The sequence below is a fragment of the Aquimarina sp. EL_43 genome (assembly GCF_943422735.1).
Lineage (GTDB): Bacteria > Bacteroidota > Bacteroidia > Flavobacteriales > Flavobacteriaceae > Aquimarina > Aquimarina megaterium.
Genome location: NZ_CALSBR010000001.1, coordinates 3,974,504 through 3,995,956 on the forward strand (window position 1 = coordinate 3,974,504; position 21,453 = coordinate 3,995,956).

General features: G+C 33.9%; 9 protein-coding genes. All 9 read left to right on the top strand.

The window, feature by feature from the left end; all coding sequences use genetic code 11:
- The first annotated feature begins 58 nt into the window (after positions 1-58).
- The 9 genes from NNL09_RS17080 (at position 59) to NNL09_RS17120 (ending at position 21,445) form a co-directional block, all read left to right on the top strand.
- Positions 59-5,077, top strand: a complete 5,019-nt coding sequence (locus NNL09_RS17080; protein WP_196910494.1) for a hypothetical protein — start codon at positions 59-61, stop codon at positions 5,075-5,077.
- Positions 5,078-5,090: 13 nt separating this feature from the next.
- Positions 5,091-5,498 carry a hypothetical protein gene (locus tag NNL09_RS17085; protein WP_196910492.1) on the top strand — a complete coding sequence of 136 codons (408 nt, stop codon included), beginning with the start codon at positions 5,091-5,093 and terminating at the stop codon, positions 5,496-5,498.
- 20 nt (positions 5,499-5,518) lie between these two features.
- Positions 5,519-16,312, top strand: a complete 10,794-nt coding sequence (locus NNL09_RS17090) for an HNH endonuclease (protein WP_196910490.1) — start codon at positions 5,519-5,521, stop codon at positions 16,310-16,312.
- Between the two features lie 3 nt (positions 16,313-16,315).
- Positions 16,316-16,732: an SMI1/KNR4 family protein gene (locus tag NNL09_RS17095; RefSeq protein ID WP_255518910.1), complete on the top strand. Its 417-nt coding sequence runs from the start codon at positions 16,316-16,318 to the stop codon at positions 16,730-16,732.
- A gap of 793 nt (positions 16,733-17,525) precedes the next feature.
- Positions 17,526-18,302 (top strand): toxin-antitoxin system YwqK family antitoxin, encoded by a 777-nt coding sequence (locus tag NNL09_RS17100; protein WP_196910487.1) that lies wholly within the window; start codon positions 17,526-17,528, stop codon positions 18,300-18,302.
- On the top strand, positions 18,299-19,522 hold the full coding sequence (locus tag NNL09_RS17105) for a hypothetical protein (RefSeq protein ID WP_196910485.1): 1,224 nt from the start codon (positions 18,299-18,301) through the stop codon (positions 19,520-19,522). Before NNL09_RS17100 ends, NNL09_RS17105 begins: the two co-directional genes overlap by 4 nt.
- Complete coding sequence (locus NNL09_RS17110) at positions 19,500-19,841, top strand: hypothetical protein (protein WP_196910484.1); 342 nt, start codon at positions 19,500-19,502, stop codon at positions 19,839-19,841. The genes NNL09_RS17105 and NNL09_RS17110 overlap by 23 nt, the downstream gene beginning before the upstream one ends.
- On the top strand, positions 19,828-20,322 hold the full coding sequence (locus NNL09_RS17115) for a type II secretion system protein J (protein WP_035096534.1): 495 nt from the start codon (positions 19,828-19,830) through the stop codon (positions 20,320-20,322). Before NNL09_RS17110 ends, NNL09_RS17115 begins: the two co-directional genes overlap by 14 nt.
- Complete coding sequence (locus NNL09_RS17120) at positions 20,312-21,445, top strand: type II secretion system F family protein (protein WP_196910482.1); 1,134 nt, start codon at positions 20,312-20,314, stop codon at positions 21,443-21,445. The genes NNL09_RS17115 and NNL09_RS17120 overlap by 11 nt, the downstream gene beginning before the upstream one ends.
- The last annotated feature ends 8 nt before the right edge of the window (positions 21,446-21,453 follow it).

The following is a 21,453-nucleotide window of genomic DNA, read 5'->3' on the forward strand; positions in this document are numbered from 1 at the left end:
AAATGTCATTTTTTAGTATATCAATCCTATCGGACAACTTTAAAAATAAAATTTACAGATGAAAATTAATTGGTCACTCACAAGAATCATCTTTTTACTTTTTCTAGCTAGCGGTACATTGTTTTCGCAAGATAAAGGAGTATACTTAGATAATGTTATGTTAAGTATTCCTGGCACAGGAGAATCAACTTCGGGCAGTTTAAATTTTATTACGCCGTGTTCTACTTTTAATGTTAATGAAGGAAAAGTATGGGTCAAAATTGACCTGGGAGAAAATTACGAATTTGGATATGATAATTTTGGGGTTCCATTTGAGATAGGAATGGATCTCGAAATAAAAGTCCTTACAGACAACCCGAGTATTGATCTGGCAATATCATTTAAAGTTGAATTGAATAATAACAAACCAGAAAGTGTCGTTTTTCTCGATCTTAACCAATATATAGATACAGATAATAATAGTACAGGACTCTCTTATCTCGGAAATAAAATTAATGGTGTTCGTGCTACCATTAGTAACCTTACGAATACTGCAGTTACAATTAATACAGGAACAGCGTTAAATGTTGGACTAAACTATGAAATGAATTATGGTATTGATGTAAGTGCAAACACGGTAAGTAATTTAACAAAAACAGCTGTAGCCAATAGCAAAGCAATAGTGTTTAATTGGACAGATAGTTGTAATGCTCCGGGATACGAATTACAGATTATTAGATTATATAACACAGATCCGGCAACATCATCTGATCAAAGAACAATAACAACAACTATTGATTGGGATAAGGCATTATCATTACATGTAGACGGAGCTACAACTTCTATCGATCTCACGATGGGAGAAGGACAAGGATATTATGCATGGCGAGTTAGACCAATAGGAACGTATTACGAAAATGGAATTGGTAATAATAAAAACTGGGGGAGTTGGAATGCTCTAGATTATACAGCATGTACTTCGTGTATATTTACACCTTCAACAAGCGCTAATCAGGTATTCTTTTTTACAGATACCGACGACCAAAAAAATTACCAGTACAGTAGAGTTTTTACCGAAAATAACAAAGTAAGTGAGCAAGTGACCTATGCTACTTCTTTAAACCAAGTTAAGCAAACACAACGATATATACCCTCAAAAGATTATAAGGTAATTACACAGACAATTCTAGATAATTCGGGAAGGCCTACTATAAACACATTACCAGTACCAATTGTTGGAGAAAAGATAAGTAATTATAAAGAAGGTTTTGTACAGACGAGTAAAAGTCTTTACAAAGCTAAGAATTTTGATGAAGAGGATAATTATAGTACTCCGGCAATGATAGATGCTACTGGTGCTTTTGAATACTATTCTGGTGCCAATGCAGATAAAAGAATACCAGATGCAGAAGGGTATCCTTTTACCAGAGTTATTTTTAGTAACGATGGTACTGATCGTGTTGTTGAACAATCAGGTGTTGGAAAAACACACATGATAGGTAATATAGCTGATGGAAAAACAAGAACTACAAGAACTTTATATTCTACACCTACAGAGGATGAATTGGTAAAATTATTTGGAGATGAAGCACCTAATCATCAGGATGTTGCAAAAATTGTAACCGTCGACCCTAATAGTACAAGATCGGTTTCTTATATCACTAAAGAAGGAAATACAATCGCTACAGGGCTTACTTTTAGTGAAGATGATACTGTGTTAGATAGTGTAAAAGATACAAATCCGGATAACACAGTTAAAGGGGTAACCGATAGAATAACTAATAATATAAAAACATCAACAGGATTTTTAGCATCTAAACGTATTACTATTTTAGAAGACGGAACAGATGTAAATATAAGTTATACAATTACAAGACCTGTATTAGATGGGTTATGCCATAATTTAGAATTAGATTTAGACTATAGTCTAAAAATTGAAGTTTTTGATATAGGTACAGGAAACGTAGTACATAGTTTTGAACAACCAACCTTAAAAGATTTAACAGATACAACAAATGACGGTATAGATAATGTTACTGTAGATTTCGGAAATGTAATTTTAAATACAGGTACATATTATATTCAAAAAACATTAGTACCTAGCGATTCTATAAAGCTTGATTTGGTTAATGCAGAGGATAGTATTAATAAACTTATAAAACCATTTTTTGATTGGATTATTGATTTTTCTAATGAAGTGGATTGTGAAGAAGAAATGGAATATCTGTATAATGATATTTTCCATTTTGGTAAACTAGTGTATAATAAGCAACTTGCAGCAAATATTGTTACCGATGCTACTACAGGAATAAGAATCGCTACTGTTAATTTTGATTGCGCAGGATGCTCTGATGAAAAAATAAGTTTTAGGAGTAAAGATCCTAATGATCCTGAAGCAGATGACGAATTTTTAGATTATTACCTAGGTAGAGAAGATCAATATAAAATCACAGTTTATTATTTTGACCCCAGTGGTGATTTAAAGGCTTTTAATTATGATACCGATACCTCAATTGAGGGAAGAAGACCTGTAAAAGTTGGATTTGAAACACCATGTTGTCAGTTTCAGGTACCTATAATATTTACACCCCCTTTCCGTACTCCAATTCCAAAAGCTTTAGAAGCATATCGAAATAATAAACAATTAGATGATCAGGTGGTAGAATCCATCTCATACTTTGGGACAGGAGCAACTCCGTTAACTACTCCAAACCCAGATAATCATATAAATCCAAATCCAAATTTCTTATTAGATACAGAAAACAACTTCACTTATGAGAAACTAAACGATGGTTCGGTAACGCTTAAGAATACTGATGCTTATCCTATTGATTTTGAAGGGTATGCTATCTCTATGCTTTACGAATGTAAAAGTGCAGTTAATACTGGATATACAAGAGAAAGAGCAGCAGAAGAAATTTATGCTCAACTAGTAGGATGGCAACGACCTGGGGTGTTTAATCAAATGGTTTATCATATGGCTACAGATCAATATGGTGATCAGGATTGCCCTAAAGTAGAAGAGGATATTCCTAATCATCCAGTTCCAAATGGAAACTACGAATCTTGTGATTACCCAAAACCTAAAGTGATATTACCAGGATCGCAGTACTCTGCACAAGAACTGGCAGAATGTTGGGAACCTATCGTAATAGAACTAGTAAATAAATTATGTGTTGGTGATTATGATTTGGACTCAAATGAAGAAAATAATGTAGCAGATAGTTATGACACAAGAGGTGGCGATAGTAGAGGGCATTTAAGAAAAAATATAAAAAACTTTATCGTACGATGGATCGCAAAGCGTAAACTGGTAAGAAGAATAAGAAGACAAAATGTAAGTACTAATGGTGTTGCTCAGGATCAGGCAGAGGCAGAGCTAGGTAGTGTAGTATATAAATTCTTTGAATGTACGGGTTACAAATTTGGAGATATCATAAATGAAGTACCTAAAGACAAAGCTCCTAAGGCTAATTTCCCAGTATTTCAACCCGACTTCGATACGTTGGTGAATTCAAAAACCAATCTAAAATATACAAAATATGATCGAAAAAGGCTAACGGGCCTTATAGGGGAATGGTTAGACCTTTTTGATCCGGAAACAAGAGAACATTATTATAATATTAAAGATCCTGTGTATGCTTTTAAGTATTTTGAATATAAAGAAGGAACATTTCCTATTCTTGAAGCAGAGACCTGTTTTAGAGATCCTAATATTTGTATTGAAGAAGTAGTTAATGAAACAACAGGAGAAATTGAAGAAAAAGAGTTCGGTTGTTGTGGTGAATATCCCGATGGAACTCCCATCCCCTGTAACTTTTGTGATGTAGGATATATACAGTGTGAACAAACTTCAAAAGATTGGAATTGTGATCAACGTCTTACTTTTTATAACCTGGTAAAAGACTTTAAAGAAGAAGTGGTACCCGATGTCGTACCCGTTAATTGTGGAAATTATTTTGAAGCAACCAGTTATGTGTTAAATCCGGATTATGAAAAAGAATCAGGTTTCATATTAACCTTTACCAGTGCAGATGTATTACCAGGAACATTATCTGGATTAGAATTTTTATCAGCAGATTTATTTGCAGAAAACGGAGGGTATATCACTAATAGTTTTGCAGATATGCCACCGATTCCTCAAGATAGATGGTTTATTGATCTGGCAGGTGAACCGCAAGCTACCGGAGTTAGTATGATTGAAAATGAAGTTTCATTATTGATGAAGGAATGTAATGAGAACTGTGATGACAAACGAGAATTCTTTAAGCGAAACTTAATAGAACTGTTTGAAAACAGGTGTTATGTAATTGGCAAATGTAAAATCGACCCTAATGATAATATAGTTCCCGAAGAAGATATTGAAGCATTAGTAGAACAGATTGTACAACAATGTAAAAAGCAATGCGAGGTAGATACCTATGCTTGTATAGATGAAACATGTAGACTTTTGGGAGCACCTACACGAGTAGATAGGTCAGATCCTAACGCTATTTCTAAATATACTATCGATCTTAGTTTCCCAGAATTAGGAGTGTCTGGACCTGTAGTCGCTGGATTGTCTACCAGAGAAGAACAGAAATTAAAATATTTTGATCCGTTAACCGGGATAACAACTCAAACAAACGAATCTCCTATAGAAGAAAACCTCCCTAGCGGATTGGTTAAGTACTCATATAACACATCGGCATATCCTTTTGTAACGATTTGGGATATTAGACAATCTCTTACCTATGCGCAATCTACCAGATCGAAACAGGCATTAGAATGGACAGTAAAATTAGATATTCCTAGTAAATGTGATAACACAGGAAATTATAATCCGGATTTGACATATGATACAAATAATTTACCTGTAGAACCTGTATACGTTTATAACAAGGATACCAAAAAATGGGAACAACAATCTTTTGAAATATGTACAGATCAGGCAGATTATATTACTCGCCAAAACCCTAATGGACCTGGAGATACTTTTGTAGATAGAGATAAGTATATCAAGACTACTAAAAAACCATTTTCTCCTACTGACCCTGATTTTGATCCGGTCGAGTCGCCAAAAACCGGAATAAATGTAGTCATTGATCCTAATAACTAAACCTATAGCAACGATGAAAAATAGAATCAAACATAGTATGATCCTGATTTTTGGGATGTTTTGTACGACACTTTTTTATGCGCAACAAAATACATTTGACTTTGAGGTTTATGAAAAAGAAAAAAATGTATTTGAAATCTCACTTCAGTTTTATGAAGTTGCGAATGTAAAGTTTATTCAGGTAGATCTAATTGAAGATGGGAATGTGTTAGATAACCAAGAAGCAATATTGAATAGAAAATCAGATAATAACTTCTATTTGTTTTATAATCAAAAAGAAACCTTAGTCTATTTAGATGATCTAAAAATGATCATAGAAAAGAAATGGGGTAAAGCAAAACCGAGATCTATAGCTCTAGAAGTTCGACTTTTAAATAACGAATTTCAGCTAATCACCAGGAACCGTAAACAAATCAGATAACCAACTCGAATACACACAAGATGAAAAAAATATATACTGCACTTTTTCTATTACTTACTGTAATAGGATATGCACAATCCAATGCTGATTTGTTGATAGAAACATCTACCAATGCTTCATTGGTAGTCTGCGGCGATGAAGTAACTTTTACCATTAAATTAACCAATAGAAGTAATGCTGTTTTATCTGGTATTGTATATAATTCTACATTACCGAATGGAATTACTTTGGTGAATTCGCAATATCCTAATAGTAGTAGTACAGCTGGCCAGGTAAAGTTTGCAATACCTAGTATTCAGGCTAATGAAGTTACTAATTTCACCTATACTGCAAAAGGAAGCTGTACGTTATTAACCGAGTTTGATTCTGCAACACAAACCAATGAGACATTTGTTGTAAGAAATACAAATTCAGTCGCATATAAGGTAAATGCTGGGGCAGAACAAACAGTAACTGGTACTTCAGAATCGTATAATGTTAATTTTCCAGAACTATTTGTAAAGGTAAAAGATCAGGATGTTAATATACAGGTAGGTATATTAGAAAAAGATGCTGATGGTTCTGTATTTGACAGAGAAATTGAAGTAAGTAATAGTGGTCTTGGAGCTGTGAGTGAGTTTAGATTATATGTAGACTACGATGCCAATATTGATTTTAATGAACTCAAACTATCTACGGGTCAGGTATTAACACCTGTTGGCCCAGCAGTCACTTCCCCTTTAGGAACGGGATTACAACGTCTAGAATATACGATTACCAATTTTTCAACAATAGGAAATGGTAATGCTGTTTTTGAACAAAATGAAAGATTGACATTGATAGATAATGTTTCCCTAAAGGCAGGAGATTGTTTTCCGTCTATGGCTACAAATTATACTGCGGTATATGGTTGTAATGCTACTTTTTGTGAAGCCATAGATGATAAAGATGCGACTTCTGTAAATTATTTGAGTTTTGTTCAAGGATCTCCACGAATAGCAGCAAGTAGTACTGTTATTAAATCTGGTGATTTATGTGGAGATCAAATAATTTTGGAATATAAATACAGTAATTCTGGTAATGGATCATCTTTTTCTGATGCAGATCATGCATATAATCTATCTCTTCGAGAAGTAAGCGAATTATTTAAAAACTCTAGTGTTAAGAAGGTTATCCTTAATAATGTAGAAATACCTATTTCGTTTATAGATTCACAGGATAATCTTCATTACGATTTTTCTCGTAATGATAATAATATTTTCTCTACAGATCCAGATGGAATCGGTGTAGGATTGGATGATATAGATAAAGATGGCGTTTATGATGATTTACCTGTAGGAGCGACATTAACTTTAAGAGTTGAGTTTAACTTAACATGGGATCCTCAATATTTTGTTGACCTAAGAGATCAAATAGCTTGGGCTGTACTTAATGGTTATAATAATGCATGCTCTAGGCCTGGTCGTTATTCTGGACAAAATGTAGTATCAATACTATCGTCCGAAATAAATCCTCCAAGAGATCAGATACCATCTGAATTAAAAACAGATGAAACAGCAATCTTTAAATTTTATGTTAACTATCGTAATTTATTAAATGATCAAAGTGGATCCGTTGTGATTCCTGATAATTACCTTTCTAGATTTAAGTTGCCCCAAGGATATTCGATTGAAAAAGTAGAATGGCATAGAATAGCTAGAGTACCAGAAATTCTTACGGTTATTCCAATTGCTAATGGTTTTGAAGTACGTGGAGGAGGTGCTAATGGTTGGTATGAAACTACTGTTTCTGTAGACTGTAGTGACAGTCTAGTAGAAACAATAGAAGATGTAGATTGGACCATGTATAGAGATGTCTGCAACGATTTTAGTAGTCTTGAACTTTTGGAAATAGCCAAAACTTCTTCTGCTATTTTTACTACATTCGATCGATGTACTACTGATCCCGGTGGCCCCGGAGGTGGAGGTGATACTTGTGATTTTGAAACAGAAATATTTGAAGTAAAAAGAAATACTTTTGGATATGTTGAAAACCAAAATGGAGCTAATTACTATTCCGCTAATGAATTAGCAGGGATACCTAAAGTTAATGCCAATTCTGCGGGGATTCAATTGAAAGCTGCTTATCCTAATGATAAGGCATTAATAGAGGCGAAGGGGCTTTTAAATACAGATGGAGCCGAATCTTATAATGAAATAACATTTGAATTTGCATTTAATTTACCCGAAAATTCTAACATTGAATTATTGAAACATACTGATGATGGAATTCTATCAGTAAATAGTACAAATTATCCACTAACATCTCCTCTGGTTTCAATAGATAATAGACAAAGAATTACATATTCATATACCGTTCCTATAACCCCGGTTTCAGGATCAAATATTGTTTTAGAAGTCAAAGAACTTCAATTACAATTAGAAAAAATGTCTAGTGTAGGTTTAGCAAAAGGTATATATGGTTTATCGGTGTTTAGAGGTAAATTTTTAGGAAAAACTACTTCTGGAGCAACAGGTTGTGGAAAATCTAAAGGAGATTCTTTTGATCTACTTATTCCAAAAACCAATGTACAATTATATCAATATAATAGTGTGCGATGTGACCTTGGTTATCTTTTAGTAAATAATAGATCAGAACCGGCTAATGGGAGTGATGATTTTCCAAATGAGTTTCGTCCTGTTTCTATTGAGACAAGTCTAGAATTTTCGTTTCCTAAAGGGTATCAATTTGATTCTAAAACAGATGTATTACCAATTTTTTATAGTTATTATATAGATAATGGAAATAGCGGAACTGGAAATGTTCTTTTAGATGTTGTTTCGCAATCATCATCTCTAAATACAGTAGACTTAAAAAATATTCCCTTATTAAGTGATAAAATATCGGGGTATTCTGTTAGAGGAAATTTAGAGCCTGTTTGCGACGCTAACTTTGAAATTCCAAGATTTGGTAATAACACCAATACATATTACTCTAATTTATTTTATAAAGACTTGTTAGAGAATCCTGATGTGACTATAGATTATTCTACACTTCCAAATTATCGTGAGAATAGCTCGTTTGTAGAATACTATAATGTGCCTTATAGTGTTTCGACAAATCAAGTTCAAGAAGGTTTTGAACGAACAACAGATTGGCCTGTACAGATATGTAATGAAGCACCTACTAATTCATCTTACTATACAATGTCGAATGCATGGATGGCATTAGAACTAAAAGTAGGTGATGAAAGCACTATTTTAGTGGGAGCCAAAGATCAGAATGGAAATATAATTCCTCAGGAAGATATCATATTCTATGGACCAATTAATCCTAGATCAGGTAAACCAACAAATATGTTGGTAAAGCTAAATAACTCTAAAGTTTCTCCAAAAACCTGTGTTTCCATTTATCCAATAGCAGAATATAGAGTTTGCGAAAATGATGTAGAACAGGATATAGATGTAATAGCTGGTTGGTATTGCGATTCATGGCCCCTTTCGGGAGAAGCATATGATGAAACTTCAGAGTTGACAGCAGTAACTTCAATAAATAACCCTGGTGTTTTAACTTGCCAATATGAGTACAAAAAAGATGTAGTAACCTTACGGTACAAAACCGGAGGAATTGATTGGGAAGTAAACCGAGTAGGCAATGAAGTAGACCTTTGTGAGGATATTGCTTTTGATGTAAAAGTAGTAAGCTCTAAGTTTGCCAATGTATATGACACCAATGTTACTGTTGATTTACCAGTTGGAGTTTCTGCTTCAGATGTAAGTACGATAACTTATACCTATAGTGGAGCATCAGCTACAGTACCTGCTTCTTTTATACAACAAAATGTATCAGGTACCCAAGATCTAATCATCAAAGCATCAGATTTAGTAACTTCTTTACTTGTAGCATCAGGAGATCTTACCGATGCAACAGAAAGTACGATCCCAGGAATTCGTTTACCCGGTAAAAATGAAATTAGCTTTAGAATAAGCCTGAATTCGGATTGTAACTATAACCCAGGAAAACCAGTTAAGTTTTTCCTAGAAGGAACTACCAACTGTTCAGAAAATATCAATCTTCAGTTTGATCGTTTTATTCCGCTTAAAGGATTAACTACTCCGGATATAACAGTAGACATTACAGGTAGTAACTTTTTGGTTTGTAATGATAGTAATGAAGTAACTATAGCAGTGGTAAATGCAAGTGTTAATCCTATTGCTCAACAACAATTGGTAGTTACATTACCAACCGGGGTTACTTATGCAAATGAGGTAAGTGGTTTTCCTGCACCTACAAGTACTACGGCAACTACAGTAACCTGGAGTCTAACGGATTTAGATACTAATAAAAATCAAACTTTTAAAATAAATACCCGTTTAACTAATCTATCGGGAACTAGTTTTGAGTATCAGGCAGAAACCATACAAAACGGGCAAGCTACTTGTATTTCAAATAATCAGGTTTGTGACCTTGAGGTTACTACAGCTAGTGATACTGTAGAAGTGGTAAACTCTCCGTTTCCGGGAATAACGATCAATACATTAAGCAGTTCTCCTGTGTGCGAAGGTGAAGATGTGGTGGTAGAAGTTGTACTTTCTGGAGCATTAGCAGGAGGAAGTTATACCTATACCTGGAATGTACAGCCTATATCTTCTAATGGTAATCAGTTTACTTTTAGACCATTAAATTCAACATCATTACAAGTTACTGTACAATCTGCAACAAACCCTGCGCCTAATTGTAGCGGTACTGCAACTGTAGATGTAGAAGTATACCCAAGTGCAGAGATAAACCTTACTTTGGTAGATGGTGTAAGTTGTTCTGGTAAGTCTGATGGTAAAGTTACCGTTAGCATTACAGGAGAACAAGGCACTGGGTATTTAGAGCAAGAGCCTTTCGAAATTGTAAATTCTACCTATCCTAACCTGGTTACTATTGGTCAACAATTAACAAATGGGCAGGAATTAACTATAGAAAATATACCCGAAGGAAATTTCAGTATTACATTCAAAGATAATTACGGTTGTCAATTTGAAAAATCAATAGCAATTGGTGTTGTAGATAAACCTATAGATGAATTATGTGTTTCGTTATTACCTTGTGATGTCACAAGTGGTAATGTAACGGTATCATTTAATACGCTAGATGTCCACCCATCTCTTACAGGAACAAATTATACAGGAAGGATATATAAAGTCACAGGAGGGACATCTGAAAATATTGTTACTTATACAGGAACATTTCCTGATGCACAAAGTCATGAGCTTATAAATGCAATAGTTGGGGATAGTTATTTTGTAGAAATCACTGCAGCTAATGGATGTATATTTTCTACTCCTTTTAGACCGAGAACTATTGGAGCTAGTGTAACTATTAAAGAAGATTCTCCTTATCTGGAAGTTTGTTTTGCTAATGACACTTTAGATGTAAACTTTGAATTAAAAAATAATGGGAATTCCTGTTCAATTTATACTGTTTCGGGGTATACTGTATTCTTTGGAAGCGTAGATAGTGAAGGAGAATTCGTAGGAACACCAGAAGTGTTTGATGATATTCCGTCATTAGGAAGTGACCCTACACCATTTCAATTACAGAATGTTGGCCCTGGTAATTACAAAATTTTTGTTCAACCAAGTGCCGTTACATCATATAATGGTGCTCTTGAAGCTTGTGGGACATCGAAATACTTCAATATAAAGGCGCTTTCTAACTTATCTGTAGATACGATCGCTAATAATCCACAATGTGCAGGAGAAGATTCTGGTAGTGCAGAGGTTGTGGTAACAGGAAATTCAGGAGCGGTTAGCTATGAATGGACCAATACTGCCGGCGAAGTGGTTTCGATAGGGTATATTGCTACAGGGCTTATAGCTGGTGAATATAGTGTAGTAGTTGCAGATGAGAGTGGATGCGGAGCAACAGATCCGGTTAAAGTAACCTTAGAAGATCCAACACCTTTAGATACTCCAATAATAGAAGATATCCAAACCAGCTGTGATGCAGTTTCTGGATCAGGAATAACGGGAGGTACAGTATCTGGATATACATCAGGAACTGCACCCTATACATTTACATGGTATTTGGTAACCGAAGAAGAAGTTCTTCCTCCAGACGGAGATCCCGTTATTGAATTGGTAGAAGAATTAAAATACCAAGAAATTGTTCAGGAAGGTGGTACTTCTAGTTATCCTGGTATTACACCAGGTAATTATAAGGTTGTCGTAACAGATGCTAATGGTTGTACTGCAGAAACAGTAGTTACAGCGGTAACACAACCTCCGGTAAGACGTAATTATAATATATGTTTAAGTTGGGTATCTCCGACTCAAAAAGAAAGAAATGATACAGAGCCAGATACTACTCGTACGGTTAAACCTATTGGTCCATCTACATTTAATCAAGCGATCGCATCCAAAGTAGAACTTTGTGTTGTTGAAAATATAGATAAGTTAGAGGCTAATGTAAATGAGGTTCTTTATAATACAGGAGGACTAGATGATGAGGTGACGTTAAAATATACTCAGGGAACAAGTGATACTTATCATTTCACTCTATACTATTATGATCGTGCAGGTAACCTGGTACGTACAGTACCACCAGAAGGAGTTCGTACGGTTAGCGATCGTAGTGCAACTGCACATACATATGTTACGGGATATGACTATAATAGTATTTCACAATTAGCTAGTCAAAATACACCAGATGGAGGTACTTCACAATTCGTATATAATGATATTGGTCAATTATGGTATTCTCAAAACGAGCGCCAGCAACGAGAAGGAGTATTCTCCTATGTAGTATATGATGAACTGGGGAGAGTGCGTGAAGGTGGAGAAGCCAAATTAAATGGAAAAATATTCCCTGCCGATTTCTTGATTAATAATCAGGCAAATCCACAAGTGGCAATCGATTTACCAATGATTGATAAAACTGAATATATTCAGACCACTTATAATGATAGAGTAGAAGAAATTTCTTATCGAGATCAAAAACAACGTTTTTTACGTAATAACGTAAGTTTTATTAATAATAAAGATAAAAACGGTAAGCTTACTAAAACATATTACAGCTATGATCCACATGGTAATGTAGAGTGGTGCGTACAGGAACTCCCAGGGATCGGAAGAACGACAGTTGCCTATACATATGACTTAGTATCGGGTAATGTAAACGAAGTTCATTTCAACAGAGGGCGAGTAGATGAATATCGTCATAAATATACCTATGATGAAGATAACAGAATCGTATCTGTAAAAACATCTAAAGATGGTTATGTATGGGATGAAGATGCCCGATATGATTATTATCTACATGGCCCTTTAGCAAGAACCGAACTAGGTGAAGATAAGGTACAGGGATTAGATTTTACCTATACCATTCATGGATGGCTAAAAGGTATCAATACACCAGATCTTGCACAGAATGCGTATAACCCAGATGCAAATAATAAACGTGGTGATGCCGCAACAAAACATGCCAAAGATGAATTTGGTATGGCATTAGGGTATTATCGTGGAGATTTTACTCGTGATGGAGTGTTAAATTCTGGACTTACAGCAGCCAATCCGTTTAATCTGGAAAATGCAGTAAACGGTGTACAACAAAATCTGTATAACGGTAATATTAGCACCTGGACTTCTCAGGTCGCAGAAGAAGCAAAAGAGAAAAACAGAGCGAGTTACCTTACCGGAAATAGCTACCGATATGACCAGTTAAACCGAATTAAATCATCAACTACACAATTATATAGTGATACCAATCAAACTTATGGTGCTATAGGAGGCAGTGCCAATGCCTTTAAAACATCTTATGAGTATGATAAAAATGGTAACCTGCAACGATTAAAGCGTCATAAAGATGACGGACAGCTAATAGATGATCTAACGTATCACTATAACCTTGAAGATCCAAACCTATCTAATCGTTTAACATATGTAGATGATGCTGCAGGACAAGTAAGTACAGTAATCAATGATTTACCTGATCAAAATGTAGGAAACTATGAATACGATGAAACAGGGCAGTTAATTCGCGATAATAGCGAAGGATTGCGTTACGTATGGACAGCCGCTGGTAAAGTATCAGAAATTATCCCGGATAATACGGGTAATCCTGATACGCAAAAAGTACACATGTCATTTACTTATGATGGTATGGGTATGCGTGCCATGAAGCAAGTAAACCGTATGCCATATAATGTAACAGGAGAAGGTCCGCAAATTCATAATCCGGCAGCAGTAGAAACAACCTATTACACTTGTGATGCTTCTGGTAATGTAATGGGAATCTATAAACGCGAGGATGTTAAGGTAAATCCAAATGATGCAACCGATAATACCTATACAGCAACGTTTAGCATCTCGGAGAGACCTATCTATGGTAGTGATCGTGTTGGACAGGATGTCTTTAGCGAAGTAATCTATACGCGTACCTATGGATTTGATACTATAGAAAACTATGAAGAGGTAGCAGTACAGTTTATGAGTAATATCACAAACGCACTAGACAATGTATTCTTAGTACAAAATGATAGTAAAGAGTTAACAGATACAAATGGTGCTGTAGTGCAGGTTCCTGGAACCAAAATGGCGAAAGCTAAAGCAGATCGAACGTTTAATGCATTACAGTATGAAGCTTTACAACAAGAAAATGAAGCTATTGTACCTATTGTAACAGATAATAATGTTTTCTTAATCGAGAATACACAGGGTGAAGTTATAAGTTACGGTGCAGTAGCGACGAATTACTTTAGTACTGATCCCGATCGTTCTGTATTATTGATCTACGATGCATCAGGTAATCTGGTATCAGGATTAGAAACTATTAATGTTGATACAGCTACATCAATTGATCCGCATGCAAAAACAGTAGTAGTAAAACACCCATCTAATCCTAGTGAGTATTTGATATTCTATAGAGATACAGCTTCAGGACTACATTGTGCTACCTTACGTAATAGTGGTGGAGTATCGATTACGGGTCACCAAAACTTTGCCTATAGCAATTATGGGCGTCATATGGCAGTGATCCAGGACGAACAACAAAAAAAGGCATATCTTTACGCCACCATGCATACCGATGGTACTGTAACGACGCCACCGGGAACCAACCTGGTTCGTTTTACAATTGGTGAAACGGGAACTGTAAGTTTTGATGGTACATTGCTACCAGCATACTTTGATAGTTTCGATGCAGCAGGTAATGGAGAGTTGCAGATCGCAACCGATGGTACCGCAATAAGTGTGTATCATAATATCTCATTACCCGCACAATGGACCGCAGCTACAGATGCAGAAATTCGCACCTGGCAGCTCGATCCGGATACGAAACTACCAGTAGTAGCAAGTGTATCGACTATTGCAGTAACCAACGGTAATATTGGTAAAGGTTCTTTGATAAACACAGGAGATGATATCTATTATACGCAGTATACGCAGGAGGTAACAACCAATGCAGATACTAAGGTCGTAAAACGAGCTTCAGATAACCAGGTAGTAGCTACTAACGCATTAGGGGACCTTAGAGTAAATAAGGATAATAAACTCTACCAGTTTGTAGGTACAACGAATAGTGGGCAGGAATGGAACCTAGATACTCAAACCAGTACAATACTAAATAATTTACCTGCCGCTACCGGAGGAGTAACAGGATACCAACCGTATCAACCGTATACTATTCTTACTACAGAAGATGAAGCAACCAGTGGGTTGGTATATCGTGATCTGGGTAATAAGTATTATGAGATTAAGGATCACCTTGGTAATGTACGAGTAGTGGTAAACGATCGTAAAAATCTGGACCCTGCTACAGGAGACTTAACGGCTAAGGTGGAAAGCTATAATGGTTACTATCCGTTTGGGATGCTACAACCTAATCGACATAAAGACTCTAAATCCTATCGATATGGATTCCAGGGACAAGAAAAAGACGATGAGATTAAAGGTGAAGGGAATAGTGTAAACTATAAGTATAGAATGCACGATCCTAGATTAGGGAGGTTTTTTGCAGTGGATCCGTTGGCTAGAAGATATTCATATAATTCACCTTATGCGTTTGGTGAAAATAGAATAATTGATGGAATAGAACTTGAAGGACTAGAATATATGCATTATTCAGTTTGGTTTGTGGATGATAGTGGTGATGTACGACTTCAGCGAGTACTGGATGATAATATTCCGAAGAAAACTTATGGTAATTGGTTATTGAATATTACGGATGGTTTTTGGGGTATGATGGATGATGGAATGGCAGATATTGCAGTTGTTTGGTATCAAGGAGAGAGAGATCAAATACCCATTGGATATTATATTCCAGTGGATGATTTAGTCAATGTAAATGTTAAAGATTTACATATTCGATCAAAGAAGTACTTAACAACTTATACAGTAAATTGGTTGCAAGATGTTTCGGGAGCTGTATCTTTTAGTAGACTTGCTACTAGCTTTCAGAGAGCTCACATTCAGGGGCTTAATAGGTTGTCTAGTTATAAGTTTAAAAAATTTAACCCTAATAAACCAGCATTAAAAAAGGCAGGTTTAGATATTCCGAAAAGTAAGAATGGAGGATCTCCTGATTTCGCAAATACAGATCACCTTTATAAAGCTGGAAAAGGAGAGAAATCAATAGTTGAAATAGAATTAACAGGTAGCAGAAAAGCAGATTATAAAGTCGCTAATGAAGCTGCAGGACTAGAAGCTAAACCAGATGGATATACATGGCATCATTTAGATGATTTTGATCCTAGCACAGGAAAGGCTACTATGCAACTAGTTAAAACTAAAATACATCAAAAATCGGTGCCTCATTCAGGAGGGGTTAAACAGTATGAAGTGTATAAAGATGTTGAATATAAAGAATAATATATGATTTTCAGAAAGACTAACAAGAGTATTGTAAAAAGTGACGTGAATTTTTTGGAAAAAAAATTTAATATAAAAATCCCTGATTCATTTGTTGATTTTATAATTAAAAATAATGGAGGGTATATAGAAAATAATACTTACACTGATGAGAAGATAAGTTTTACAATTGATGTTTTTTTAAGTATCAAATATGGAGAATTAACATTGGAAGAAACAATAGAAGATCATCAAGTTTTAGAAGATAATATACCTAAAGATTTAATGCCTTTCGCATTAGATGATGGAGGTAATTGTTATTGTATAGGTATTGATTCAAGTAACTATGATAAGGTTTATAAGTGGTATTTTGATACTGATAAGAATCAAAAAATACTTTTGGAGGATTGTTTTAATGATTTTTTATCTAAATTTTCATAGCCTCTATATGTTACTATAGAGTAAATTAGTGATACTTGGAAAGGACAACAAGAATATAATACTAGAAAAGATAGAAATGTTTTTTTTGTATTTCTTTTTATGTTGTTCAAGAAGTTACTAGTGAGATTTGTAATCTATACACTTAGTAATAATAACAATAATAAAGACAAAAGCTACCTATTTCTAGGTAGCTTTTGTCTTTATACTAAAGAGGATTTTATCTATATAAAATGTGTTTTATATAGATTAATATCAAAAAAAATAAAAAAAAAAATTCCCAGTCCCGAAAAATGAAACTCAGGACTCGTATTCTTGTACTGTGAAAAATGATGTAGTGCGAAGATTGAGTATGATTTTTGTAAGATTTAGGTTAATGTAAAAGCATGGTGACAAGTGATTTAATATGTTTGATTACACATGCCGAAAGGTGTGAAAAATAGTATAGAGAACTAGCTTTTTTTAAGAAAAATAGACCCCTTAAAGTAAAGCTAAATCTTAACTTTTTAACAACTTAAAAATGAATATATTTGCGACTTCATTTTTTATAAGTATACAGAGTTTATCTCTATGTGTTTATTCTGGAGTTTGATGTTTAGTGCATTGATATGTAGTTGGTTATGTTGATTTTTTAGTTTGGGTTTTTGACCTTTTATACTAATGGTTGATGTTACTTGCTAAGTACAATATACTATATAATAAATGACATGTTAAGAATAAAAATAGTATAGCAGTATAGCAATAAGTTTGCGCAAAAAAATAATAACCACGTTGGTTGGAAAAGTATCGTAAAGGAATGCAAAAAATAATATATATAAGTATCATATTCACCTGCCTGTTGAGTTGTAAAACTTCGCAGGAACTGTTTAATAAGAAAAATATTAGTACTACCGAATATAAAGAAAGCTTTCATATTACAGAGGATGAGCCAAAACCAAAATCGGGAGTAAAATACTATTGGTTTAAATCCAGAAAAGTACAGGCTACACAAAGTGATTATGCAGGAGAATTATTGGATGGGGTATATACCAAGTATTATTACTCTAATGAATTGGCAGAGAAAGGCAATTTTAATAAAGGAAAAAAGATTGGTGTCTGGAAATCCTGGTATAAAAATGGTCAATTAGCAACTACAGAAAACTGGAACAAAGGAATACTAAATGGCAAATGCGTATTCTATGATAGTATTGGTAATATAATATCAAAGGGTAAGTATACTAGTGGTAAACGATCTGGAAAATGGGTTTTCGTACAAAAAGGTGACACTATAGATTATAGTAAAAAAGTACGTAAAGAAAAAGATACACTAAAGTCAGGGTTCTTTGGTAGACTATTTAAAAAGAAAGCAAAAGATTCAGTAGCTCCTCAGGAGAAAAAATCAGGTTTCTTTAAAAGGCTTTTTTCTAAAAAAGATAAAAATAAAACAACTTCTAAAAAGACAAAGAATAATAACCCAAAGGTAAAAGGGAATACTAAAAGGGGAGTTGAAAAAGCAAAACAAAAAAAGACAACTAACGATAAACCAAATTTCTTTCAACGATTATTTGGTAAAAAAGAAAAGGATAATACGTGATAAAAGCTGGTTCTATAGCGTATGCGATACTAATTTGTATTGTAGTAGGGATATTTTGTTATTCACTGTTATTGATGAGTGGATATTCTAAAATACATCAGGGAATGCTTGATGCCCATGCCGAACTAGTATCTAACAATGAATCAGCACAAGAGTATTTTCTTGCAAAAATAGAAGATATCGAAGAGAAGAGAATTACCATAGATGTTTTTGATAATGGTATGGTTTCCTCTGGTAGTATAAAGCCATGGGGATTTTATAAGGTATTGTTAACCACTTCTGTTTTTAAGAAAGACACTATAAAAAGAGCAGCTTTGATAGGGCAGTGGCAAAAAGAAGATGCAATGGCACTATATCTTTCAGATGCATCTAAACCTTTATTTATGGTAGAAAAAGCCAAAATAACAGGTAATGTGTTTTTACCAAAATCAGGTATAAAAGCAGGGTATATCACTTCTAATGCATACCGAGATACAAAATTTTTGATAGGTACAAAACGTAATTCAAAAACGAGTTTACCAAAAATCGACCATGTAGATTTTGCATATGATATTGATAATGTACGCCAAATTATGCTAAATGAAATAAAAGACGATGTTCTTTTATATAACAGTTTTAGTAAGCAAACACTGGTTATAGAAAGCGATACTATAATCATAAATAATAAAAAGCTTTCGGGAAATATTGTTATAAAATCTAAAGACTCTATCTATATCAAAAAAAATAATGTATTAGAAGATATTATTATAGATGCTCCGAAAGTAGCTTTTGAATCTGGTTTTACTGGTAATGTACAGGTGTTAGCAGAGAAAGTAGTGGGACTTGAAGAAAATGTAGTTTTAAAATACCCATCGGGTATTTTGATGAATAGAGGTAATGTCGATAAAAGAGAAGTTACTATAGGAAAGAAAAGTAAGATTTTGGGAGGAGTGGTGATAAATGATATAAATAGAGGACTAGATAAGATAGTTACCGTAGAAGAAGATGCCGAAGTAATAGGTGATATCTACTGTAGTGGCAAGTTACAACTTAAAGGAAATGTAATAGGTACAGTATACACAAGTAACTTTTACCTTAGGACAGAAGCTTCTGCATATGATAATTATATTTTAAACGGAACAATTGATAGGAAAAGTCTTCCTGATGAATTTGTAAGGATACCGCTCTTTAAAAATAAAAGTGAATACTTTAAACCCTATGCAATTATTAAACAAATATAATGTTAAAGCGGGGTCTGTTATAGAATCGGTAATTGCCATGACTATCATTGCAATTTGCTTGTCTATGGCACTAATAATTTATAGTAGAGTGTTGGGCTCTGATCATAGTATTGCTCATTATCAGGCTCGGCAAAAAGTAAAAGAATTGTTTTGGGAAACAAAAAGTGAAAAACAATTTATAGATGAAGATTATGATTTTGAATCTTTTACCGTAGTAAAAAAAGTAGAGAAATTAGAAAATAACGCAGGATATAAAGTTGTATTTACGATAAAGGTACAATCAAAAAAAGAAACATATCAATACATTGTTAGAGAATAAAAAACATATACGATTACAAGCATTTACAATGCTAGAACTCGTTATTGGCATGGTGATATCATCATTGGTGATTACGATGGTATATGTTATTTATGATAATTTATCTAGACAAGTAGTGGTTTATGCAGATCAACAAGATGATTTAATGACATATAACCAGTTTCAAAACCTTTTTTCAAAAGATGTTCAACTTAGTACATCTATAGATATAGATGATGATAGACATATTGTATTAGAGAGTACTAATAAAGAGATACACTATTTTTTCAAAACAGAAAAAATCATTAGAAAAGCAGAAGCTGTAGATACTTTTAATATAAAAGTTCTGGAGGTTCAGTTTGACCAAAACGAAAAAATTGAGGAAAAATATCAACTCATAAAACTAAAGATTGAGATACTTGGAGCAAGTTTTGATTTTTTTGAATCAAAAGAAATTTCTCTTGCATCGAGAATGAATAATTATTTGCTGGATGAGTATTAATATTTCAACATATAAAACGAAAAATGTCACTAAGGCAAAGAAGAAAAACGATAGTTTTTTCTCTAAAGAAGTGAGTTTTGGTAATCGTTTTTCTGATAAAGATAAAATGGATTTCTATAAAGAACTTTCTGTTTTATTAAATTCTGGGGTAGATTTTAGAAAGGCACTTGAAATATTAAAAGACCAGCAAAAAAAGGAGAAACACAAGAATCTGATACAGGCTATAACAAAAGAAGTGGTGCAAGGTAAAGCCTTATTCGAGGCGTTACGAGACTCTGGGAAGTTTTCTCCGTATGAATACTTTAGTGTTAAAATTGGGGAAGAGACCAGAAAATTAGACGAAGTATTACTAGAATTATTTCAGTACTTCGATAGAAAAGTAAAAATGAGGAGGCAGTTGTTATCGGTTTTTACATATCCTTCGTTTGTATTGCTGTTAACTTTTGGAGTACTTTATTTTATGATGAAGTACGTCGTGCCTATGTTCGCTACTGTATTTAAACAGTTTGGAAAAGATTTACCAAACTTAACTAAAAAGATTATTTATGTTTCAGAGCACTTTTCGACCATAAGTATAGTTTTTGGTACTGCTTTGATCTCTATAATCGCTTTTCACTTTTACTTTAAAAACAGGACTTTTTATAGAAAAGCAATATCTAATGTAATTATACGAATCCCGTTTTTTGGTAAACTGGTAAGAAAAATATACATCACTCGTTTTTGTCAATCACTAAGCTTGTTATTATCTGCAAAAACTCCATTAGTAACTTCTTTGGATTTAGTGCAGCGTATGATATCCTTTTATCCGTTAGAATCAAGTTTAGATATGATCAAAAAAGAAGTAACAAAAGGAACTCTTTTTTCAAAAGCGTTAGCCAAACATTCTATATACGATTTTAAATTAGTTTCGCTTGTTAGCGTAGCCGAACAAGTAAATAAATTAGATGATATGTTTGAACGATTGGCTAAACAATATGATGAAGAAGTGCAGCACCAAACTAAGATGATTGGTGTTATTATGGAACCATTAATAATTGTAATCATAGGTTTGGTTGTGGGTACTGTATTAATTGCAATGTATTCACCTATGTTTGATTTAAGTAAAATTATTCAACCTTCTTAAAAAAGGAA

Coding starts and splice junctions, on each gene's coding strand:
- NNL09_RS17080 (WP_196910494.1), top strand. CDS start 59: ATGAAAATTAATTGGTCACTCACAAGAATCATCTTTTTACTTTTTCTA.
- NNL09_RS17110 (WP_196910484.1), top strand. CDS start 19,500: ATGCAATTATTAAACAAATATAATGTTAAAGCGGGGTCTGTTATAGAA.
- NNL09_RS17090 (WP_196910490.1), top strand. CDS start 5,519: ATGAAAAAAATATATACTGCACTTTTTCTATTACTTACTGTAATAGGA.
- NNL09_RS17120 (WP_196910482.1), top strand. CDS start 20,312: ATGAGTATTAATATTTCAACATATAAAACGAAAAATGTCACTAAGGCA.
- NNL09_RS17100 (WP_196910487.1), top strand. CDS start 17,526: ATGCAAAAAATAATATATATAAGTATCATATTCACCTGCCTGTTGAGT.
- NNL09_RS17095 (WP_255518910.1), top strand. CDS start 16,316: ATGATTTTCAGAAAGACTAACAAGAGTATTGTAAAAAGTGACGTGAAT.
- NNL09_RS17085 (WP_196910492.1), top strand. CDS start 5,091: ATGAAAAATAGAATCAAACATAGTATGATCCTGATTTTTGGGATGTTT.